Genomic DNA, 19,795 nt, shown 5'->3' with positions numbered 1-19,795 from the left:
CTGTCAGACTAACGGCAGGCAGCCCGGCAAGGGCCTTGGTGGCAGCTGCGATCGCTCAAGGGGGTCGGCAATGCCGTTCTTGACGGACTCGACCGAGGTCTCGGTCGAAGGCATCGGCGCGGCACGGCGCATCGGCTGGATGCGTTTCGTGGGCAACGGGTTGGGGGCGGTCCCCATTGCCTCGATCATGCTCGAACGCCAGGACGGCGCGCTGGCGTGGGTCCTGCTGCTGCTCAATGCGCTGGCCTGGCCGGCGCTCGCGCTGGTACTGACCCGGCGCTCAAGGCAGCCTGCCGTGGTCCAGTTCCGCTGCATGGTGATTGATTCCTACTTTGGCGGTGGCTGGATCGCCTTCATGGGGCTCAGCGTCGTACCGAGTGCGTTGTTCGCCGCGCTGCTGGTCGCCGACAAGATCGCCGCCGGCGGGGTGAAGCTGGCGGTACGGGCCACACTGGCCCTGGTAGTGGGGTTCGCGCTCACCTGGTGGGTGCTTGGGTTTCCCTACCAGCCGGTGTCATCGCAGCGCACGATCGTGCTCAGTGTGCCGTTCCTGTTCGTCTACGGCATCGGCCTCAGCATCCTCAGCTGGCAGCTGGCGCGCCGGGTCAAATCGCAGAACCGACAGCTGCAGCGGCTGAGCCGGATGGATCCGCTGGTCGAGCTGGCCAACCGTGGCTTCCTGATCCTGCGAGCGCAGCAGGCACTGGACCGGGCGCAGGGCCAAGGTGGCTTCGCCTGCCTGTTGATGCTCGATGTGGATGACTTCAAGCGCATCAATGATTCGCTTGGCCATCGCGCGGGCGACGAGGTACTACGGCATATCGCTGCAACATTGCGTACGATTGCGCGGCCCGGTGATACCCCGGCGCGGCTGGGGGGCGATGAGTTCGTGGTACTGCTGCAGGACTGCGCACCCGTCGATGCGATGCACGTGGCCGAGCGGGTGCGCCTGCATCTGCTCGAGGCCGCGCGCCAGATCACCCCGGGCGTGGAGTTCAGCGTAAGCATCGGCATTGCCGCCACGCCGCGGGGTGGCAGTGTCGAGGACTGGCTGGCACTGGCCGACCGCGCGCTGTACCACGCCAAGCGGCAGGGCAAGAATACGGCCAGTTACGGCGAGTGAGTGGATGGGGCGGCTGCAGGGCCGCCACGGCATGAGAGCGTAACGCCCGTTCAGCCTGCACGCCGAATCGGCGGGTCAATCCTCTACCATGGGCCACCCCGCCCGGACGCGCGCCCATGCAAGACGCCCTTGTTGCCCAGCCCAAGCCCCCCATCCCAAGGATCGCGGCGTGGCTGATGATGTTGCTGGGCATGTGGCTGGCGCTGAAGCTGGGCCTGGTGGTGACCCTGCTGTCCGGCCTGCTGGTGTTCCAGCTGACGCACGTGCTGGCCTCCACCGTGGAAGGCAAGCTGCCGCCGGGACGGGCGCGGGCGATCGCGGTGATCATGCTGTCGGCGATCATCATCAGCGGGCTGGTACTGGCCGGCATCGGCGTGGCCTCGTTCTTCCGCAACGAGACCGGCGGCCCGGATGCACTGCTGGCGCGCCTGATGGAGATCCTCAACACCTCGCGCCACCAGGTGCCGGCGCTGCTGCAACCCTATATTCCCGAAGACATGCCGGCGCTGCGCACGGCGCTGAACGACTGGGCCGCTGAGCATCAGCGCCAGCTGGGCGTGGCCGGTACCTCGGTGGTGCAGGTCGGTGTGCGCGTACTGATCGGCATGGTGCTGGGCGCGATGATCGCGCTGTACGACGAACTGCCGCTGCCGAAGATGGGCCCGCTGGCGCAGGAACTGATCGGCCGCACCAGCCGCCTGGCCACCGCGTTCCGCCAGGTGGTGTTCGCGCAGGTGAAGATCTCGCTGCTCAACACCGTATTCACCGCCGTCTTCCTGCTGGGCGTGCTGCCACTGTTCGGCGTGCACCTGCCGTTGTCGAAGACGCTGGTGCTGATCACCTTCCTGGCGGGCCTGCTGCCGGTGGTGGGCAACATCATCTCCAACACCATCATCACCATCGTCGCGCTGTCGGTGTCGTTCTACGTGGCAGTGGCTGCGCTGCTGTACCTGGTGGTGATCCACAAGCTGGAGTACTTCCTCAACGCGCGCATCGTCGGTGGCGAGATCCAGGCGCGTGCCTGGGAGCTGCTGCTGGCCATGCTGGTGATGGAGGCAGCCTTCGGCCTGCCGGGCCTGGTCGCCGCGCCGGTGTTCTACGCCTACGTGAAGCGCGAACTGGTGGACCAGCGCTGGATCTGACCCGCCTTCGCCCGGGCAGAGCGCTACACTGATCCGCACCCCAGGGGACACATCGATGGGCCGCAGGGCATCGCCAAACGGACTGCAGACCTGGCTCTGGATCCTCGGTGGCCTGTTCGTGCTGTGCACGCTGCCGCTGATGGCCATCGCGCTGGTGCAGGGCACGCAGCGCTACACCGAAGCCGAGGCGAACCTGGTCAGCCTGCAGCAACTGCGGCAGACCTTCGAACTGGCCAATCTGGTGTCGGCGGAGCGGGGACCGGCCAACAGCCTGCTCGGCGCCGACAGCACCGATGTGCAGCAGCAGCGCCGACTGGCCGCGCAGTTGGCGGTCGCACGGCAGCGGGTGGACGCAGCGACGCAGCACCTGCAGGACGTGTTCCAGAACGACCCGCGGGTGGTGGACGAAACACCGCGCCTGCACGAAGCACGGCGGCGCTTGCAGACTGCGCGCGCCGCGGTCGACCGGGTGGCCGCGCTGCCAAGAGGCGAGCGCTCGGCAGAGGAGGTGGAACACGCGATCAACAACATGTTCGCGGTGTACGACCGGCTGCAGGCGCTGACCTCGGTGCAGATCAGCGATCTGGTCGCGGCTGATCGCGAAGCCGCGATTCCTGCCATGCAGGGGCAGATCCTGATCGACCTGCGCGAGCACGGTGGCCGCTTGGCATCCAGCGTGATGGCGCCGCTGGCCGTGCCCGGCGCGTGGCGGGAGCCGCAGGTACGCGCTGCGCAGCAGACCGAGGGCCGCCTGCTGGAGCTGTGGCGATTGGCGGCCAGCCACGAATCGGTGTTCCGCAGCGAGCCGGCGCTGTCCCTGCACTGGGACATGGCGCGCCGGCAGTTCTTCGGCCAGTCGCTGCCGATGGTGGAAAAGCTGATCGACGATGGCCGGCGCGGCGTACCGCCACCCTGGACGGCGGCCGAGTTCACCGCGCGCTACGTGCCCACCCTGCAATCGCTGGAAGCGCTGCGTGATGGCTACCTCGGCGTTTCGATCGCGCGCTTCCAGCACACCCGCAGCAAGGAAGCGGTACGCCTGACCGTGCTGGGTGCCACCGCGCTGGGTACGCTGCTGCTGCTTGCGCTGGCATTGCGCATCGCCCATGTGCAGATCCTGCGGCCGTTGCTGCAGGCGCAGGCGCAGGTGATCCAGATCGCCTCGGACACGCCGGGTGCAGAGCAGCATGCCACCCACCCGATGGCGGAAATGCAGCGCCTGTTCGATGCCATCGAGGTACTGCGGGCGAAGTCGCACCAGCGCTCGGCATTGACCCGTGAGCTGCGCGAGCTGGCCGATACCGATCAGCTGACCGGCCTGTTGAACCGGCGCTCGCTGGAGGAACGGGTACGACAGCGGCGTGCCGAGGGAAGCACGCAGGCGGTGGTGATTCTGCTGGACGTGGATCATTTCAAGGCGATCAACGATGGCCAGGGGCATGCGGCCGGCGATGATGTGCTGGTGCAGGTGGCGCAGTTGCTGCGCAGCCATCTGCGCCGCAACGACAGCATCGCCCGTTACGGTGGCGAGGAATTCCTGGTGCTGCTGGCCGATGGTGATCTGGCCAGTGGCCGGCGGTTGGCCGAATCGCTGCGGGTGGCATTGCGTGCGCAGGACATCGTGCTGGGCAGCCGTGACATCCTGCGGGTCACTGCCAGCTTCGGTGTTGCCCAGGGCGCGCTTGACCCGATCGGCTGGCACGCGCTGGTGCGTGCCGCCGACGCCGCCATGTACGAGGCCAAAGCGCTGGGCCGCGACCGGGTGCAGGTGTCCCCTGCTGGACGTGCGGCACGCTGAGGGCAGCCTCTTTCATCGCCAGCGCACGCGCTGCTGCCTAGACTGGCCACTCGCCCGTCCCAGGAGTACGCCATGACCCTGCGTTCCGTTGTGACTGCCACGCTGCTGGCGGGCCTGTCCGCTGGCTGCGCCAGCAGCACACCGCAGCCCGATCCGGGCGCCGATGCGCCACGTCATCCGTCGATCGCCGCTGGTGCCAGCCCGGTGCCTGCCTTCACCGGCGGTGGCGCCGGCTGGTCCATCGAGATCGCCTCCACCGGCAAGGGCAACCACGATGCCACGCTCACCGTTGCTGGCCGCAGCAGCGCTGGAACGCTGCGCTACCTAGGCCAGCCGGCCGGTGCGCCCAGTTCGTTGACGGTGCTCAACGGTACGCTGGGCGAGCAGCCCACCGTCGTCGAGATCAAACGCGAGCCCTGCCGCAACGCCGAAGGCGTGGATACATCGGCCAGCGTGCAGGTAACTGTCGAGGGCCAACCACAACGCCGCGGCTGCGGCTTCCTGGCCGTGTACTGACTGGCACACGCATGATCCACATCCCAGTGCTGGAGACACCGCGCCTGCGCCTGCGCGCGCAATGCCTGGATGACTTCCCGGTATGCCGCGTTCCTGGCCTCGCCCCGTGCGCGCGGCATGGGCGGGCCGTTCGCTGAGGTCGCCGCGTGGGGGCAGTTCTGCCACGACCTGGCCAGCTGGCATCTGTTCGGCCACGGCGCGTTGATGATCGAGCGCCGCGACACGGGCGAGTGCATCGGCCAGGTCGGCATCAACCATGGCCCGCTGTTTCCGGAACAGGAACTGGGCTGTTTGCTGTATGCCGGGCAGGAAGGGCAGGGTTTCGCCAGCGAGGCGGCGGCGGCGCTGCGTGATTGGGCGTTCATGGTGCGCGGATTGCCGACGCTGGTGAGCTACATGGCAGCGGACAACCACGCCTCGCAGGCAGTGGCAGTCCGCCTCGGCGGCGTGTTGGACGCGCAGGCGGTGCGCAGCGATCCGGATGACCTGGTGTTCCGCTATCCGCGCTGATGAGTGACGGTCACCGCGGCGCGGGCGCGCTGCACGCGGGAATGCCAACTGCGGCCACTGCGTGAAGAAGGCGCCAGCAGCCATCCACGCATCGGTCACCGCGTCGGGCAGACGCTGGACACCCATCTGTTGAAGGAACTGCCCATGACCACGCTCACCCTTCCCGAACTGGCCAAGAAAATGGCCGGCATTGACTTCACCATGCTGCAGACCCATGCCGGCGGCCAGATCGCTGGCCGCCCGATGAGCAACAACGGCGATGTGGACTACGACGGCGACAGCTGGTTCTTCACCGTGGAAAACACCGACATGGTGCGCGAGATCAGCGCCGACCCGAACGTGGCGCTGGGCCTGACCGGCAGCAAGTCGCTGCTGGGCAAGCCACCGCTGTTCGTGCACGTGCAGGGCAGGGCGGTGCTGATCCGCGATCGCGCCACGATGGCCCAGCATTGGGTGAAGGACCTGGAGCGGTGGTTCGAGCAGGGCGTGGATACGCCGGGTCTGGTGCTGATCCACGTACACGCCAGCCGCATCCATTACTGGGATGGCGACGACGAAGGCGAGATCGTGGTCTGATCGCGGGGGCCGCACAGGGCCCCTGCACATTACTGCCGCAGCTCAGGAATGTGCAGGCGTGCCGGACCACGCGGCCAGTTCCGGTGCCAGCGCATGTTCAACGGCGCGGCGCAGCAGTGCCGGGGCCACGTAATGACGATGGGCGCTGTCGATCATGGCCATGTAGAAGCGACCAAACGCATTGAGCGTCTGCACGCGCGAGCCCAGGCTGATCTGGACCTGGCCGTCCTCGCAGAACTGCACGCGCACGCTGCTGCGGAAGCGGAGATGGCGGTCGTCTGCGCCGAGCAGCACTTCGGCACACCGGTCTTCCGCATCTACTTGGGCATCCAGCACCGGGAAACGTCCGCAGAACACGCGGCTGCGATCGGTGGACAGCAGCGACGACACCGGGCAGCCCAGCGGCGAGGTGCGCAGACGCAGTGGTGCAACCAGACGATTGCGCAGGGCCATCAAGCGACCGACGCCCGCCGGCGGGTTGCACAGGAATCCATCCAGTATGTCGGCCAGCAGGGCGGAGGCCGATCGATGGCCGGTCTGCCCGCCGTGCAGGGTCAGCGTGGTCGTGTCGTTGTAGTGACTGTGCGGCAGGGCGCTGGCGAGCATTCCCGTTGGAGGCGACGACGCGCTGCTGCAGACCGGGTACGCCGGCGTCGCCCGCTCCACGAATCCGCGCAGTGGCTCCAGGCTGAAGCGACGCAGCGGCCCCAGCAACGTGCGCGTCTGCACGCACAGGCGTGCGCGCAGGCTGGGCACTGCCGCCTGCAGTGACAGTTGCAGCAACGGCGTGGCGGCGAGTGTGGTTGCGCTGGGCCAGTGCGCTGCTGGCAGCACGTCGGTCAGGCTGGGAATGTCCGCGGCGTTTGCCTGTGCCTGCGCGCGCGCCTGCTCGCTCATTGCCCCGGCCAGCTCATTGCTGTGGCACGAGAGCGCGAACAGGGCAGGATGGGCCGGACTGTTCGAGGCGAACTGGTGCCAGGTGCCACCACCAAAGCGCACGGTGAACAGGCAATCGGGCGGAATGCGGACACGACGCAGCGACCGCAGGAAGTGCGAGGGATCGCCCGCCAGCTGCTGATCGGATGCGCTGGCAAACCGTAGCTCGGCACCGGCACTGCCGGCGATGGCGGTGAACATGCGCGGCCCGGCATGGCGGTGGAAGGGATGGCCGCCGGCACCCACCACGAAGCTGTACAGCGATGACGGATCGCCGTGCTGCAGGTGCATGCCACCCAACCGTGCCGAGGGCTCGTCCAGCGCATCAATGAAGGCCGGGTGGTGGCGCTGGCGCTGGCTGGCATCGCTCACCAGCGCATCGCCGGCACCGATGCCGAGCTGCGCGATCAGGGTGACTTCCACCGGGCCACCACCGTCGTATGCCGTAAGCTGGATACTCGGGAACGAACGGCTGGTGCGGGTCGAACCGGGCATCGCAGTGCTCCTCAGCGGGCGGGTGTCTTGCGGCGTGCGCGCGCTTCGCGCTTCAGCGGGCCGCCGACCGGACAGACTTCGGCAGCCCAGGAAAACAGCGTGTTGGCCAGGCGGTCGGGCACCTGCCGGAAGTACACGAACTGGCCGCGCTTCTCGCGTTCGATCAGGCCGGCGTCTTCCAGGATGCGCAGGTGGCTGGAGAGTGCCGGCCTGCTGAAATCGAAGCGCTCGGCCAGCTCGCCCGCGCTGAGTTCGCCGGCGCTGAGGTAGGCCAGGATCTGCCGGCGTGCGGTGGAGGCCAGGGCTTCGAAGATGCGGTCCATGGTTGTAATTAACTAATTCGTTAACTGATGTTCCCCCCTGGCGGCAGGTGATGTCAAGCGCAGGCGTGCCCGTTGCGTACTGCCTTCCGGCTTTGTCATCCTCCCCGCTGTTTTCCGTTCCGTGGAGTTCCGATGCGCCCTGCGTTCTGGCTGATCGCTGGCCTGCTGCTGCCGATCGTGGTGATGGCCCAGCCTGCGCGAGCGCCGAAGGCACCGGCGCAGGATCCCTTCAGCGAACTGTTCGACACGGCCTGCATGCAGCACATCGGCGCGCCGGCGCGGCTGCAGTCGCTGATGGATGCCAATGGCCTGACGCCGCTGCAGCCGGCCGAGGCCGCTACGCTGCTGCAGGGCCAGCCGGGCATGGCATGGATGGTGCCGTTGGCCAGTGGCCGCTACGCGGTCAGTTGGGCCGACGATGGCACCTGCACCGTGTATGCCGAGAAGGCCGACCCGGCGGTGGTGCAGAAGGGCTTCGCGCGGCTGATGCAGGCCGCACCGAAGCCGCTGCAGATCCGCTCGCTGCCCTCGCGCGGTCCATTGTCCGGCGACCAGGTGGCGATCCAGTACGGTTGGGCAACGCCGGGCGAAAGCAAGCTGCGCGTGCACTTCCGGCTGGTCACCCGGCAGGCCACCGAGGCCGGGGTGCAGGCGATGGCCTCGGCCACGCCGGGCGAGGCGATGCGCGAACAGGCCACTTCGCCGGCGCCGACACCCGCCCGGTAGCGCTGCCGGAGCACGAGATTCAGCCGACAGCCCGGAGATGTGATATATCGTTTATCGATAAATCCACCCCGGGGCGGCAGGGCCGCTCCACATCGGAGGCTGCTTGACCGCTCGTCCCGCCCGCGTCCTTCCTGCGCGCGGCTTGTTCACCCTGGCCCAGACCGCCGTGCAGGCGGTGCGCGCGATGTGCTGGCTGGGCATCCTGGCCGCGCTGCTGGCGGTGCCGCTGGTGGCCTACGACCGCAGCTGGCTGCTGGACAGCGTGCACGACGCGCAGGCCGCGGCCGTGCACGGTTCGCATCTGTTCCTGCATTTCTGCGTGGGCCTGGCCGCCATCGTCGCACTACTGGTGCTGTGCCTGATGTTCCTGCGCCACCTGGCGCGGCTGCTGCGTTCTGCGGCCAACGAACGCCCCTTCACCCATGCCAATGCCGTACGCCTGCAACGCATGGCCTGGCTGATGCTGGCGATGGAGGTGCTGTCCATCGTGATCGGTCTGTACGCCAGCTGGATGGGGCCGGACTTTGCGTGGATGGAAGTTGGCGGTGGCATGTCGATCACCGGCCTGGTGGCCGTACTGATGCTGTTCGTACTGGCGCGGGTGTTCACCGTTGGCGCAGCGATGCGCGACGATCTGGACGGTGTGATTTGATGAGCATGATCTGATGGCGATCGTCATCACCCTCGACCGCATGCTGCAGCAGCGCGGCATGACCTTGTCCGAGCTGGCCGGGCGCATCGACATCACCCTGGCCAACCTGTCGATCCTGAAGACCGGCAAGGCACGCGCGATCCGCTTTTCCACGCTGGATGCGATCTGCCGCGAGCTGCAGTGCACGCCCGGCGACCTGCTCGGGCATGACCCGGCGCAGCTGCAGGATGCCGACTGAATGATTGCTCTTTTCCCTTACCTACTGACGAAACGGACCTGAAATGGAATGGTTGGCTGACCCCTCGATATGGATGGGCCTTGCAACCCTGGTCGTGCTGGAGATCGTTCTCGGCATCGACAACCTGGTGTTTATCGCGATCCTTGCCGACAAGCTGCCGCCGCACCAGCGCGACCGCGCGCGGGTGATCGGCCTGGCGCTGGCGCTGCTGATGCGGCTGGTGCTGCTGGCGGCGCTGGCCTGGATCATGAAACTGACCGAGCCGCTGGTCACCTTGTTCGGCCACAGCTTCTCCGGGCGTGACCTGATCCTGCTGGGCGGTGGCTTGTTCCTGCTGTTCAAGGGCACCATGGAGCTGCACGAACGGCTGGAAGGCCGCGAGCATCACGAGGACGGCAAGAAGGTCTATGCCAGCTTTGCGATGGTGGTGGCGCAGATCGTGGTGCTTGATGCGGTGTTCTCGCTTGACTCGGTGATCACCGCGGTCGGCATGGTCGACAACCTGGGCGTGATGTACGCCGCGGTGACCATCGCGATGGCGCTGATGCTGCTGGCCAGCAAGCCGCTGACCCGCTTCGTCAACAAGCACCCGACCGTGGTGGTGCTGTGCCTGGGCTTCCTGCTGATGATCGGTTTCAGCCTGGTGGCCGAGGGGCTGGGCTACAAGATCCCGAAGGGCTACCTGTACGCGGCTATTGCCTTCTCGATCCTGGTTGAAGCATTCAACCAGTGGGTGCGCTTCAACCGCGAACGCAACGAGCGCCGCCAGCCGTTCCGCCAGCGCACCGCCGATGCCGTGTTGCGCATGCTGGGTGCGCGCCCGGCCAATGGCCACGACGACGAAGCCGCAGACGAACACGTCGATGCCGAAGAGCGCCTGCAGCCGGCCGAACACGAGATGATCCGCAGCGTGCTGGGCCTGGCCGATCGGCCGGTGTCGAGCGTGATGACCGTGCGTGCCGATGTGCAGTGGATCGACCTGGCGCGTGGGCAGGAGGATGTGGTGGCCCGCCTGGTGGCGTCGCCGCATACCCGGCTGCTGGTGGGCGACGGTGATCTGGACAGCCTGCGTGGCGTGGTGCAGAGCCGCGACCTGCTGGCCGATCTGCTTCAGGGCAAGCCGCTGCAGCTGGAAGGCAACCTGCGCGAGCCGCAGTACGTGCTGTCCAGCGCCAGTGCGCTGCAGGCGCTGGAGCTGATCCGCCAGCATCCGGTGCCGTTGGCGGTGGCGGTGGACGAGTACGGCAGCGTGGAAGGCTTGGTGACCGCCAACGACCTGCTGGCGGCCATTGCCGGTGACCTGGCCGATACCCAGGACGAGCGCTATGGCGTGGTCGCACAGGGCGAGGATCAGTGGGAGGCCGACGGTGCGCTGACCCTGGACGACCTGCAGCGGCTGGCCGGCGTGTCGCTGCCGCGCAGCGCGGACTACATGACCATTTCCGGGCTGGTGCTGGAGCAACTGGGCCGCCTGCCCGACGTCGGCGACACGCTGGAGGTGGCCGGGATCCGCATCACCGTATTGGCGATGGAGAAGCGCCGCATCGCCCGCCTGCGGGTGGAACGCCTGCCGGAAGCGTGACGATGTCGGGGCTGGACCCTTGCCCGGCTCTATCCATTGCCATCTTCTGCCGTCACCATGGCGGACCTGTTCGCCGTTATGGATTGTCGTAGTGCTGAGTACGATTGGTTTTCTGATGGGCCTGTATGTGGCCTGGCGCCTGTTCTGGCCGCTGCGCATGCCCGCCGCATTGAAGGTCGTGCTGTCGCTGCTGCTGGTGGCCGTTGCCGTGCAGCTGCGCATCGTCGCCACCTTCTGGGGTACGACGGCGTCGCCCGAGATCCCCAAGCTGGCCATCGCCACGCTGGCCACCGGCTCCACCGCGGTGTTGCTGCTGGCGCTGGTGATGCTGGTGCTGGACGCCGGCCTGCTGCTGTCACGCCTGTTGCGCTGGCCTCGCGCGGTAGCCGCAATGCGCACGCGGCGTCTGCGACCGGTGGCCGGCGTGCTGGCACTGCTGGTCAGTGGTTATGGTGTCAGCCAGGGCATGGCGGTGCCCAAGCCCCGGCATATCGAGGTGAGCATCGCCGGATTGCCGGCCGCGTTCGACGGCTATCGCGTGCTGCAGCTGACCGACATCCATACCAGCCGCCTGCTGACCGGCGACTGGGTGCGCAGGGTAGTGAATGAGAGCAACGCACTGACGCCGGACCTGATCGTGATCACCGGCGATCTGATCGACGGCAGTGTCGAGGCCCGCCGTGACGACGCGCGTCCACTCGCGGACCTGCGGGCGCCGGACGGTGTCATCGCCATCACCGGCAACCACGAGTATTACGCGCAGTACCAGGCATGGATGCAGGCGTTCCGCGCGCTGCACATGCAGGTGCTGGAGAACAGCCACGTGCAGGTACGACGCGGTGATGCAGCGCTGACCATCGCCGGGGTCACCGACCCGGTGGCGGCGCGCTATGGCCTGCCACTGCCGGATCTGGAGACCGCGCTGGCTGGCGCCGATCCCACCGCGCCGGTGATCCTGCTCGACCATCGCCCGCGCAATGCGCGCGAGGCGGCCGCGCGTGGCGTGAAGCTGCAATTGTCCGGGCATACCCACGGCGGGCAGATCATCGGCATGGACCAGCTGGTGAAGCGAGCCAACGGTGGCTACGTCTCCGGTCGCTACGACGTGGATGGGATGACCCTGTACGTGAGCAATGGTGCGGGCCTCTGGGCGGGTTTTCCGGCGCGCATCGGTGTACCGTCGGAGATCACCCTGGTGACGCTGCGCCGCGCGCCGTGACCGGAAGCGGGGTCAGATCCCTTTGCCGCAGGGAAAGGGATCTGACCCCTGACAACCACATGGAAGGAACCATGGCCCATCCCCGTGCCCCGATGGAGCGCCTGATCCGCGCCAATACTGACGAGATCAACCGGCTGCAGCAGGCCATCCACGAGAGTGCCGCGCTGCGCTGGCGTGACCCGGAGCAGAAGCTGCTGCACGCCCAGGCCTGCGCGGCGTTCCACCAGCACTACGAGCGGCTGGCGTTTCCGGGAGGCTATGCCAACGCGTTGAAGCAACTTGCCGAGCACGATCCGGATACGCTGGATGTCGCGCTGACCTTCCTTGAGGTGCGGCCGTATTTCTTCCGGTCCGGATACATGTGGAAGACGCTGCTGAAGCGCGTGCAACGGGTCCCCATGGGCACGAAACAGCACGCGCGGCTGCAGAAGATCCTCGATGCCTACGCGGCCTATCGCGCCACACGTGACGGCTGATGGGGACGGCATGATGGGGTCAGATCCCTTCGCCTTTGGCAAAGGGATCTGACCCCGGCCCGTCAGGCCGCCCGCAGCGGCGGCCGCGCATGCGCACTTCGGCGCAGCGCCTGCGCCCGCTTGGCGATCCAGCGCACCACGAAGGCGGTGAACAGCAGCGCCGACGGCACCGCATACCAGAAGTTGCCCGGCACGCGCTTGAAGTACGAGTAAGTAAACACCGCCGCGATGATCCACATGCTGATCACGTGCAGGCGACGCCACGCGGTGGGGCCCATGCGGCGGGCGATGCCACGGTGCGAAGTGATGGCCAAGGCGAGGATGGCGACGTAGCCCACTGTGCCCGGCAGGTTGGCCAGGGCCGAGCGCGCTGGCCAGAACGCAGGGTTGAGGATGCCGAAGGTGGTGATCGCCACTGCATGCAGCAGGTGCGAGAACGCGAACGACAGCCCGACAATGCGACGCTCGCGCAACAGGAAACGGGTGAACGGGCCCGGCAGAAGGCTGGCGAACGACGATGCCGTGTATGCCGCCAGGAACAGTAGGAACGATGTGCGTGCAGTGACCCGGATCGCAGCTCGGCTGCCCTCGGCCACATCGGCATGCAGGGCGAACGCGCCCAGCGCGAAGGCGATCAGTACCGCCGCGATGGCCACGAACAGGCGCCAGCCGTGCAGGAAGTACGTGTTGGAAACAGTCATGGTCAGGCCTCGAAGAATGGAGAAGGGGTAGTGCCGGCCGCTGGCCGGCATTCCCGGAGATGAGTCGACGCAACCAGAACGCCGGCCGTGCAGAGTTCGCTCAGCACTGGAATGCAGGCCGCACGCAGCTCATCCGGCGCAACACCATGTGCTTCAGCCACGGTCTGCAATACGTCATCCACACGCGTGCCGTCATCGCTGAAGACCGACAGCAGCGCGTAGGCCAGCGGTGACAGTTCGTCGACCTGCAGGCTGAATTCAGGCATGCGGCGCATCATCAGCAGCACAGGAGCTGTATCCAGCACCGGCTCCAGCGCCCCGTCCTCATGTACCGGCCACTGGTAGCCCAGCACCCGCACCAACGGCGAAACCGCCAGCACATCACTGTCCACCGGAACGCGGTGTAGCGAACGCCCGGCGGCGCGCGCTTCAATATGCAGCGACTGCTGCGTGCTCTCGTAGTGGGCCATTTCCGCTGCCCAGGCCGGCAGCGCCAGCGTGTCCTGCACCGCCAGCCAGCCCGCGAACTCGCCGGCGATCCGTGGGAACAGCGGGGTGTGACAGGCGTGGCTGGCGTAGTAGTGCTCCACTGTGTCGCGCCAGCAGGCATCGCCCAGCTGCGACTTCAACCGCGGCAGGCTGCCCGCCAGCAGGCTGTCCAGACTGTCGATGCACAGGCGGCGGTAGACCGCCATCCGCCGTGCCTCGACGCCATCGGGCGCAGGCATCGACGGGTCCCGCACATGATCGGCCCAGCGCCGTTGCAGCGTAGCCAGCAACTCAGACATGGGCCACCTCGGGCAAACATGCCTCGGCCTGCGCCTGGCGGATCTGCGCAACCTCGCCCAGCAGTTCTGCAAGCGACGGGAAGTTGAAGTCGCGTTCGAGCAGCGTGGGGCGTACGCCCACCCGCGCATAGGCCTCGCGCAATAGCGCCCAGACCACACCTTTCACCGGCGCGCCGTGGGTGTCGATCTTGAAGCCATCGTCTTCATCGAAGTGGCCCGCCACGTGCAGCGAGGCGACACGGTGGGACGGCACGCGGGCCAGGAATTCGAAGGCGTCGTAACCGTTGTTGCAGGCGTTGACGAAGACGTTGTTGACGTCCAGCAGCAGGTCGCAGTCGGCTTCGGCGAGCACGGCGTTGATGAAGTCGATCTCGCTCAAGTCCGCGCCGGCAACGGCGTAGTAGGAGATGTTCTCCACCGCGATGCGCCGGCCCAGCACGTCCTGTACCTGGGCGATGCGGCCGGCCACATGGTGTACGGCCTCGGCGGTGAACGGCAGTGGCAGCAGATCGTAGAGATGGCCACCGGCGGCGCAGTAGCTCAGGTGTTCGCTGTACAGCTGCACCTGGTGCACGTCGAGGAAGGCCCGGGTCTGTGCCAGCAGGGTGCGGTCCAGTGGATCAGGACCGCCCAGCGACAGTGACAGTCCGTGGCAGGTCAAGGGGTGGCGCTCGCTGAGTTGGCGCAGCGCGGCGCCGTGTGCACCGCCGACGCCGATCCAGTTGTCGGGGGAGACTTCGAGGAAGTCGATGGCACCGGACGGCATTGCCAGCAGTTCGTCGATCAGGCCACGGCGCAGGCCAAGACCGGCGGCATTGAAGGGCAGGGGCAGGGACATGGCGGATGCTCCAGAGGGAGGGCGCCGCCTCGAAGGCGGCGCCGGTTGAACGTCGATCAATCGGCAACGCGGGCGAACAGGCCCTTCGGCATCGGCTTGCCGTTGGCGGTGTAGACGCTGCGCAGGTAGTCGTGCGCTTCCTGCTCGCTGATGTAACCGTCGTGATCGGAGTCGATGCGGTCGAACTCGGCGGCACGCTTGGCGGCCACAGCGTTGAACTCGGCGCGCGAGACCTTGCCGTCGCGGTCACGGTCGGTGCGGGCAAACGAGGCGTCGCCGCACTTGCCTTCGCCACACTGGCCCTCGGCCACCTTGGCCTTGCCGGCGGGCTTGCCGGTGGTGGCCTTGTTGGCCCCGCACTTGCCTTCACCGCACTTGCCTTCGGCGGCGGCGCTCATGGCCACCGCGCTGATCGCCAGCGGTTGGATCGCGGCGGCCTGGCCGGCCAGCAGCAGGCCACCGGCCAGGGCGATGCCGATGGCACCGATGCGCGGCAGGCGGGAGGAGGGGGTGTTCTTGGTCGAGACGGACATGGTGGTGACTCCTTGGGAAAGCACGCGGGGCGTGCGGGATGGACGCCGCCGAAGAGGCGACGGAAAGCGAAACGCGCGGGTACAGGGGAATCAGCTCAGGCGGCGCGGCGGCGACGCAGCAGATGGCCCAGCAGCAGCACACCGCCGAGCAGGGCACCGCCGAAGCCGATGCCGGGCAGCAGCGCGGCAACCGGCAGCAGCAGGGCGATCAGGCTCACACCCCAGCCCAGGCCGTCATTGCCGGCGGGGGCATGCGGCGTGCCGGCCAGCAGCCGGTCCACGCTGAGCGCGCCACCGCCGTTGAGGATCAATGGCAGCAGCATGGCCAGGAACAGCAGCGGCAGTTTGAAGTTGCCGTAGCCCTGGTCGGTGATCGCATAGCCCTGCCAGAGTTCACCCAGGCCGTTCCATTGGTCGGGCCAGTGCACGGCGGCGATGGCGACCACGGTCAACACCCAGAAGATGTAGGCCACCGAGCGCGTCGCCAGGCCAAGCAGCAGCATCACCGCACCCACCAGTTCCAGCCAGGTGGCCAGCTGCCAGTTCAGCGACGCGGGCAGGGTGGAGAACGGGAACGGAAAGCGACCGTCCAGATCGGCGAACCAGTTCTGACCGCCCAGCTTCTCGCGGCCGGATTCAAAGAACTCCCAGGCCAGCAGGGTGCGCAGCGCCAATGGCGAGAGCCAGCGGCCGACGGCATCCAGGCGGGGGGTATACACGGAAGAGGCGATGCTGATCATGGTAGTGTCCTGCGGGCCAGTGGTCGATGAAGGCCATTCCAGGCGGCGCAGGTATCGGCAACGTGTGCCGTTGCCTGGGGTTTTGTCAGCGACTGTGGTCGCGGCCGGGGTTTCGTACAGTCAGATACAAAGACGATGCGTTGATGCACATCGGGCGTTGCGCGCCCGCATGCGGGGAGCGATATCCACCCGGCAGCGCCCAGCCAGGACCGGCGCCCGAATGTATCCCACTGTAGAAACCCGCCCGCGCTCTACAGTCCGGTACAACTCCGCGCTACGGAGAAACAGCGGCGATACACCGGCAGGCGGAAATGGCTACTCCCAACACCGGAGTGTCACCCATGATCCGTACCTCGCTGCTTGCCGCCGCGCTCGCCGTTGCCGGCGCCGCCGCCCCCGCCCCCGCCCCCGCCTTCGCTGCCCGGGCCGATACTGCTGCACCGCCCACCGTCATCCTGGTGCACGGCGCCTTCGCCGATGGCTCCAGCTGGAGCAAGGTCATCAGCACCCTGCACGACTGGAAGCTGCCGGCGGTGGCCGTACAGAATCCGCTCACCTCGTTGGCCGACGACGTCGCCGCCACCCGCCGCGCGATTGCCGCCGCGCCCGGCAAGGTGGTGCTGGTCGGCCATAGCTGGGGTGGCACGGTCATCACCGAAGCGGGCAATGACCCGAAAGTACAGGCGCTGGTGTACGTGGCCGCCTTCGCGCCGGATGCCGGGCAATCTTCGGCGCAACAGGGCGAAGGTTTCCCGGTTGGTCCGGGCCTGGCCCGACTGCAGGAAAGGGATGGCTACCTGACCTTGCCGGCGGATGCCATCGCCCAGGACTTCGCGCCGGACGTGATGAAAAAGTCGGCCGCACTGCTGTACAGCACGCAGGTCCCGTTGAAGGCCAGCGCGCTGGGCGAGGTGGTGAACGTTGCGGCGTGGCGCAGCAAGCCGAGCTGGTACGTACTCAGCCGCGATGACCGCATGCTGTCGCCGCAGCTGCAGGCCGCGACCGCACGTCGCATTGGTGCACAACTGCAATCGGTCGGCAGCAGCCATGTGTCGCTGCTTTCGCATCCAGCGCAGGTGGCCGACAGCATCCTGGAAGCAGCGGGGGTGAAGCCGGCGGAACTGCCGCTGGCCGAGCAGGGTGGCTGAGCGATGGCCGGACTGCGAGGGTACGCATTGCCGCTGTTGCTGGGCCTGCTGGGCGGAGCGGCGTTGTTGCTGGCATGGCCCGGTGCGGATGCCGGCGCGCAGCCGCTCGATGCAGTACCGATGGCGGGGTTCAACGGTGGCGGGCCCTGGCACAACAGCCCACCGCTCACGCTGACGCAGTTGCGGGGGCAGGTGGTGCTGGTTGAGTTCTGGACCTACACCTGCAGCAACTGCCTCAACGTGGCGCCGTATGTCCACCAGTGGCATGCACGGTACGCGCCGCAGGGCCTGAGGGTAATCGGCGTGCATACGCCGGAGTTCGCCTATGAAGGGCTGCCTGGCAACGTGCGCAAGGCCATCGCACGGTTGGATATCACCTGGCCGGTGGTGCAGGACAACCAGTACCGGATCTGGAACGCCTGGGGCAACCGCTTCTGGCCCGCGCTGTACCTGCTCGACCGGCAGGGGCGTGTGGTCTACCGCCATTACGGCGAGGGCGACTACGCACGTACCGAAAGCGAGATCCAGCGCCTGCTGGCCAACCCCTGAGCCGCGCTACCATGGCCGCGCCGCGCGGCGCTGTCCCCCTGCCTTCATCGAGAACGCAATGAACCACGTACCGCATATCCTGGTCGTCGACGATGACAGCGAGATCCGCCAGATGCTGGCTGACTACCTGCAACGCAACGGCCTGCGCGTGAGCCAGGCCGACGGTGGCCGGGCGATGCGCGCGCTGATGGATACCCATGCCGTGGATCTGGTGGTGCTGGACGTGATGATGCCGGGCGAGGATGGACTGAGCCTGTGCCGCAACCTGCGCGCCGGCAAGCAGGTTGCGGTGCCGGTGGTGCTGCTGACTGCCCGCGACGACGAGACCGATCGCATCATCGGCCTGGAAATGGGTGCTGACGACTACGTGACCAAACCCTTCTCTTCGCGCGAACTGCTGGCACGCATCAATGCAGTGATCCGCCGCACCCGGATGCTGCCGCCGAACCTGCAGGTGAGCGAAGCAGGTCGCCAGCTGGCCTTCGGCGAGTGGCGCCTGGACACCACCGCACGCCATCTGCTGGATGCGCAGGACACCGCGTATCCACTCAGTGGCGCCGAGTTCCGCCTGTTGCGCGTGTTCCTCGATCACGCCAATCGGGTGCTCAGCCGCGACCAGCTGCTCAGCCTCACCCAGGGCCGCGATGCCGAACTGTTCGATCGCTCGATCGACCTGCTGGTCAGCCGCGTGCGCCAGCGCCTGGGTGACGACGCACGCGAGCCGACCTACATCAAGACCGTGCGCAGCGAAGGCTATGTGTTCAGCGTGCCGGTGCAGTTGCTGGGGCCGGACGAATGAACACGGCCGCACGCCGTCCACGCTGGCCGCGCACGCTGTCGGCGCGGCTGCTGCTGGTGCTGCTGGGCGGACTGGCCCTGGCCCACGCACTGTCCTTCGGCCTGCTGTTCTTCGAACGTTACCAGTCCACCCGCAGCATGATGCTGCGCAACCTCGATGAGGATGTGGCGGTCAGTGTCGCGCTGCTGGAGCACCTGCCTGCGGCGCAACGCGATGCCTGGGTGCCTCGGCTGGAGCGGCGCACCTACCGTTACCTGCTGCGCCCGGCCGCGGCCGGACCAGGGCTGCAGACCGATCGTGCACGCCAGGTCACGGCGATCATCGACGACAGCCTGCAGCACCGCTATCCGTTGCAGGCGCGTCAGGTGGCTCGCCTGCCGGAGCGGTTCGAGGTGGAACTGCGCCTGCACGACGGTACCCCCGTGACCATTGAAGTCACCCCGTCGGGCCTGCCGCTGGCGCGTTGGCTGCCCGCCGTGCTGCTGCTGCAGCTGGCGCTGCTGCTGGTCTGCGCGTGGCTGGCGGTGCGCCTGGCCATGCGCCCGCTGCAGCAGCTGTCGCATGCGGTGGAGCATCTGCAGCCGGGCAAGGACGGGCCCGCACTGCCTGAAGATGGTCCTGCGGAAGTAGGCGGTGCGGCGGCCGCACTCAATGCACTGCAGGCACGCATTCGTGGCCATGTCAGTGAGCGCCTGCAGATCCTGGCCGCGATCTCGCATGACCTGCAGACTCCCATCACGCGCATGAAGCTTCGGGTGGAGACCCTGCCTGAAGACAGCACCCAGCAGCGGCTGCTGGCCGACCTCGACCACCTGGGTCAACTGGTGCGTGAGGGCGTGTCCTATGCGCGCAGCAGCCACGTCGCCAGTGGCGCGCCGGTGGCGATGGACCTGGGCGCATTCCTGGCCAGTGTGGTCGGCGATTACGAGGATATGGGCAAGCCGGTCAGTGGTGGTGCGCCGGCTGGACTGGTCGTGCAGACCTGGCCGCAGCCGCTGCGCCGGGTGGTCGGCAATCTGGTCGACAACGCGTTGCGTTACGCCGGTGCCGCCGAGATCGAGGCGGGTCGCGATGGGGCCGGAAGGGTGTGGATCAGCATTTCCGACCGTGGCCCGGGCATTCCCGAGGACCAGCTGCAGGCAGTGCTGGCGCCGTTCCACCGGCTGGAAAGCTCGCGCAATCGCGGTACCGGCGGGACTGGCCTGGGCCTGGCCATCGCGGTGCAGCTGGCGCAGTCGCTGGGCGGCTCGCTGCGGCTGCTCAACCGCGAGGGTGGCGGCCTGCGGGCGGAGCTGCAGCTGCCGGGGTAACGGACGGGGCCAGAGCGCCCACGCATGGCGTGGATCTACGGCATTCCTGCACGGCCTCGGGATCGGCGATCATCCAG

The 19,795-nt window shown here is 67.5% G+C and carries 23 protein-coding genes; 16 read left to right on the top strand and 7 right to left on the bottom strand.

Features of this window, described 5'->3' with window-relative positions:
* The first annotated feature begins 70 nt into the window (after positions 1-70).
* The 6 genes from N5J73_RS06160 (at position 71) to N5J73_RS06135 (ending at position 5,665) form a co-directional block, all read left to right on the top strand.
* On the top strand, positions 71-1,123 hold the full coding sequence (locus N5J73_RS06160; protein ID WP_049446023.1) for a sensor domain-containing diguanylate cyclase: 1,053 nt from the start codon (positions 71-73) through the stop codon (positions 1,121-1,123).
* A 116-nt stretch (positions 1,124-1,239) separates the two neighbouring features.
* Complete coding sequence (locus N5J73_RS06155; protein WP_049446021.1) at positions 1,240-2,265, top strand: AI-2E family transporter; 1,026 nt, start codon at positions 1,240-1,242, stop codon at positions 2,263-2,265.
* 55 nt (positions 2,266-2,320) lie between these two features.
* Positions 2,321-4,063 carry a GGDEF domain-containing protein gene (locus tag N5J73_RS06150; protein ID WP_049446019.1) on the top strand — a complete coding sequence of 581 codons (1,743 nt, stop codon included), beginning with the start codon at positions 2,321-2,323 and terminating at the stop codon, positions 4,061-4,063.
* A gap of 72 nt (positions 4,064-4,135) precedes the next feature.
* Positions 4,136-4,579, top strand: coding sequence for a hypothetical protein (locus N5J73_RS06145; protein ID WP_049446017.1), 444 nt, complete (start codon positions 4,136-4,138; stop codon positions 4,577-4,579).
* A 69-nt stretch (positions 4,580-4,648) separates the two neighbouring features.
* Positions 4,649-5,089 (top strand): GNAT family N-acetyltransferase, encoded by a 441-nt coding sequence (locus tag N5J73_RS06140; RefSeq protein WP_239508836.1) that lies wholly within the window; start codon positions 4,649-4,651, stop codon positions 5,087-5,089.
* 144 nt (positions 5,090-5,233) lie between these two features.
* Positions 5,234-5,665: a pyridoxamine 5'-phosphate oxidase family protein gene (locus N5J73_RS06135; RefSeq protein ID WP_049446070.1), complete on the top strand. Its 432-nt coding sequence runs from the start codon at positions 5,234-5,236 to the stop codon at positions 5,663-5,665.
* Between the two features lie 42 nt (positions 5,666-5,707).
* Here the strand turns inward: N5J73_RS06135 and N5J73_RS06130 are convergent, their stop codons facing one another.
* Both N5J73_RS06130 and N5J73_RS06125 read right to left on the bottom strand, forming a co-directional pair.
* Positions 5,708-7,096, bottom strand: a complete 1,389-nt coding sequence (locus N5J73_RS06130) for a DUF2867 domain-containing protein (protein ID WP_164078493.1) — start codon at positions 7,094-7,096, stop codon at positions 5,708-5,710.
* Positions 7,097-7,107: 11 nt separating this feature from the next.
* Positions 7,108-7,419 carry a metalloregulator ArsR/SmtB family transcription factor gene (locus tag N5J73_RS06125; protein ID WP_049446013.1) on the bottom strand — a complete coding sequence of 104 codons (312 nt, stop codon included), beginning with the start codon at positions 7,417-7,419 and terminating at the stop codon, positions 7,108-7,110.
* Positions 7,420-7,551: 132 nt separating this feature from the next.
* Between N5J73_RS06125 and N5J73_RS06120 the strand changes: the two genes are divergently transcribed.
* From N5J73_RS06120 to N5J73_RS06095, 6 genes are all read left to right on the top strand, one after another.
* Positions 7,552-8,145 (top strand): hypothetical protein, encoded by a 594-nt coding sequence (locus N5J73_RS06120; protein ID WP_049446012.1) that lies wholly within the window; start codon positions 7,552-7,554, stop codon positions 8,143-8,145.
* A gap of 184 nt (positions 8,146-8,329) precedes the next feature.
* Positions 8,330-8,797, top strand: coding sequence for a DUF2975 domain-containing protein (locus N5J73_RS06115; protein WP_049446067.1), 468 nt, complete (start codon positions 8,330-8,332; stop codon positions 8,795-8,797).
* A gap of 13 nt (positions 8,798-8,810) precedes the next feature.
* Positions 8,811-9,035 carry a helix-turn-helix transcriptional regulator gene (locus tag N5J73_RS06110; RefSeq protein WP_049446010.1) on the top strand — a complete coding sequence of 75 codons (225 nt, stop codon included), beginning with the start codon at positions 8,811-8,813 and terminating at the stop codon, positions 9,033-9,035.
* Positions 9,036-9,078: 43 nt separating this feature from the next.
* Complete coding sequence (locus tag N5J73_RS06105) at positions 9,079-10,617, top strand: TerC family protein (protein WP_049446009.1); 1,539 nt, start codon at positions 9,079-9,081, stop codon at positions 10,615-10,617.
* Between the two features lie 82 nt (positions 10,618-10,699).
* Positions 10,700-11,836, top strand: coding sequence for a metallophosphoesterase (locus N5J73_RS06100; protein ID WP_049446065.1), 1,137 nt, complete (start codon positions 10,700-10,702; stop codon positions 11,834-11,836).
* Positions 11,837-11,907: 71 nt separating this feature from the next.
* Positions 11,908-12,312: a hypothetical protein gene (locus N5J73_RS06095; protein ID WP_049446007.1), complete on the top strand. Its 405-nt coding sequence runs from the start codon at positions 11,908-11,910 to the stop codon at positions 12,310-12,312.
* 62 nt (positions 12,313-12,374) lie between these two features.
* On the opposite strand, the gene N5J73_RS06090 is transcribed toward N5J73_RS06095, so the two are convergent.
* The 5 genes from N5J73_RS06090 to N5J73_RS06070 form a co-directional block, all read right to left on the bottom strand.
* Complete coding sequence (locus N5J73_RS06090) at positions 12,375-13,013, bottom strand: ferric reductase-like transmembrane domain-containing protein (protein ID WP_049446005.1); 639 nt, start codon at positions 13,011-13,013, stop codon at positions 12,375-12,377.
* 2 nt (positions 13,014-13,015) lie between these two features.
* A complete protein-coding gene (locus tag N5J73_RS06085; protein ID WP_049446003.1) occupies positions 13,016-13,801 on the bottom strand; it encodes a putative DNA-binding domain-containing protein in 786 nt (261 codons plus the stop codon).
* Positions 13,794-14,639, bottom strand: a complete 846-nt coding sequence (locus N5J73_RS06080; protein WP_049446002.1) for a DUF692 domain-containing protein — start codon at positions 14,637-14,639, stop codon at positions 13,794-13,796. Before N5J73_RS06080 ends, N5J73_RS06085 begins: the two co-directional genes overlap by 8 nt.
* Positions 14,640-14,695: 56 nt before the next feature.
* The gene (locus N5J73_RS06075) at positions 14,696-15,172 is read right to left on the bottom strand and encodes an EF-hand domain-containing protein (RefSeq protein ID WP_049446000.1); all 477 of its coding nucleotides are present in this window, start codon (positions 15,170-15,172) and stop codon (positions 14,696-14,698) included.
* A gap of 95 nt (positions 15,173-15,267) precedes the next feature.
* Positions 15,268-15,912: a DoxX family protein gene (locus N5J73_RS06070; protein WP_049445998.1), complete on the bottom strand. Its 645-nt coding sequence runs from the start codon at positions 15,910-15,912 to the stop codon at positions 15,268-15,270.
* A 341-nt stretch (positions 15,913-16,253) separates the two neighbouring features.
* On the opposite strand from N5J73_RS06070, the gene N5J73_RS06065 reads away from it, so the two are divergent.
* Genes N5J73_RS06065 through N5J73_RS06050 form a run of 4 tightly spaced genes read left to right on the top strand, consistent with a single transcriptional unit; the run spans position 16,254 to position 19,718 of the window.
* Complete coding sequence (locus N5J73_RS06065) at positions 16,254-17,060, top strand: alpha/beta hydrolase (protein WP_049445997.1); 807 nt, start codon at positions 16,254-16,256, stop codon at positions 17,058-17,060.
* A gap of 3 nt (positions 17,061-17,063) precedes the next feature.
* On the top strand, positions 17,064-17,609 hold the full coding sequence (locus N5J73_RS06060) for a redoxin family protein (RefSeq protein ID WP_049445995.1): 546 nt from the start codon (positions 17,064-17,066) through the stop codon (positions 17,607-17,609).
* A 58-nt stretch (positions 17,610-17,667) separates the two neighbouring features.
* Positions 17,668-18,408 carry a response regulator transcription factor gene (locus tag N5J73_RS06055; RefSeq protein ID WP_049445993.1) on the top strand — a complete coding sequence of 247 codons (741 nt, stop codon included), beginning with the start codon at positions 17,668-17,670 and terminating at the stop codon, positions 18,406-18,408.
* A complete protein-coding gene (locus N5J73_RS06050; RefSeq protein WP_049445991.1) occupies positions 18,405-19,718 on the top strand; it encodes a HAMP domain-containing sensor histidine kinase in 1,314 nt (437 codons plus the stop codon). Before N5J73_RS06055 ends, N5J73_RS06050 begins: the two co-directional genes overlap by 4 nt.
* Positions 19,719-19,795 lie beyond the last annotated feature (77 nt).

The organism is Stenotrophomonas sp. GD03654, assembly GCF_029845105.1.
Taxonomy (GTDB): domain Bacteria; phylum Pseudomonadota; class Gammaproteobacteria; order Xanthomonadales; family Xanthomonadaceae; genus Stenotrophomonas; species Stenotrophomonas africana.
The sequence above is the reverse complement of the archived record's forward strand: the minus strand, read 5'-3'. Positions and strand labels throughout refer to the sequence as shown.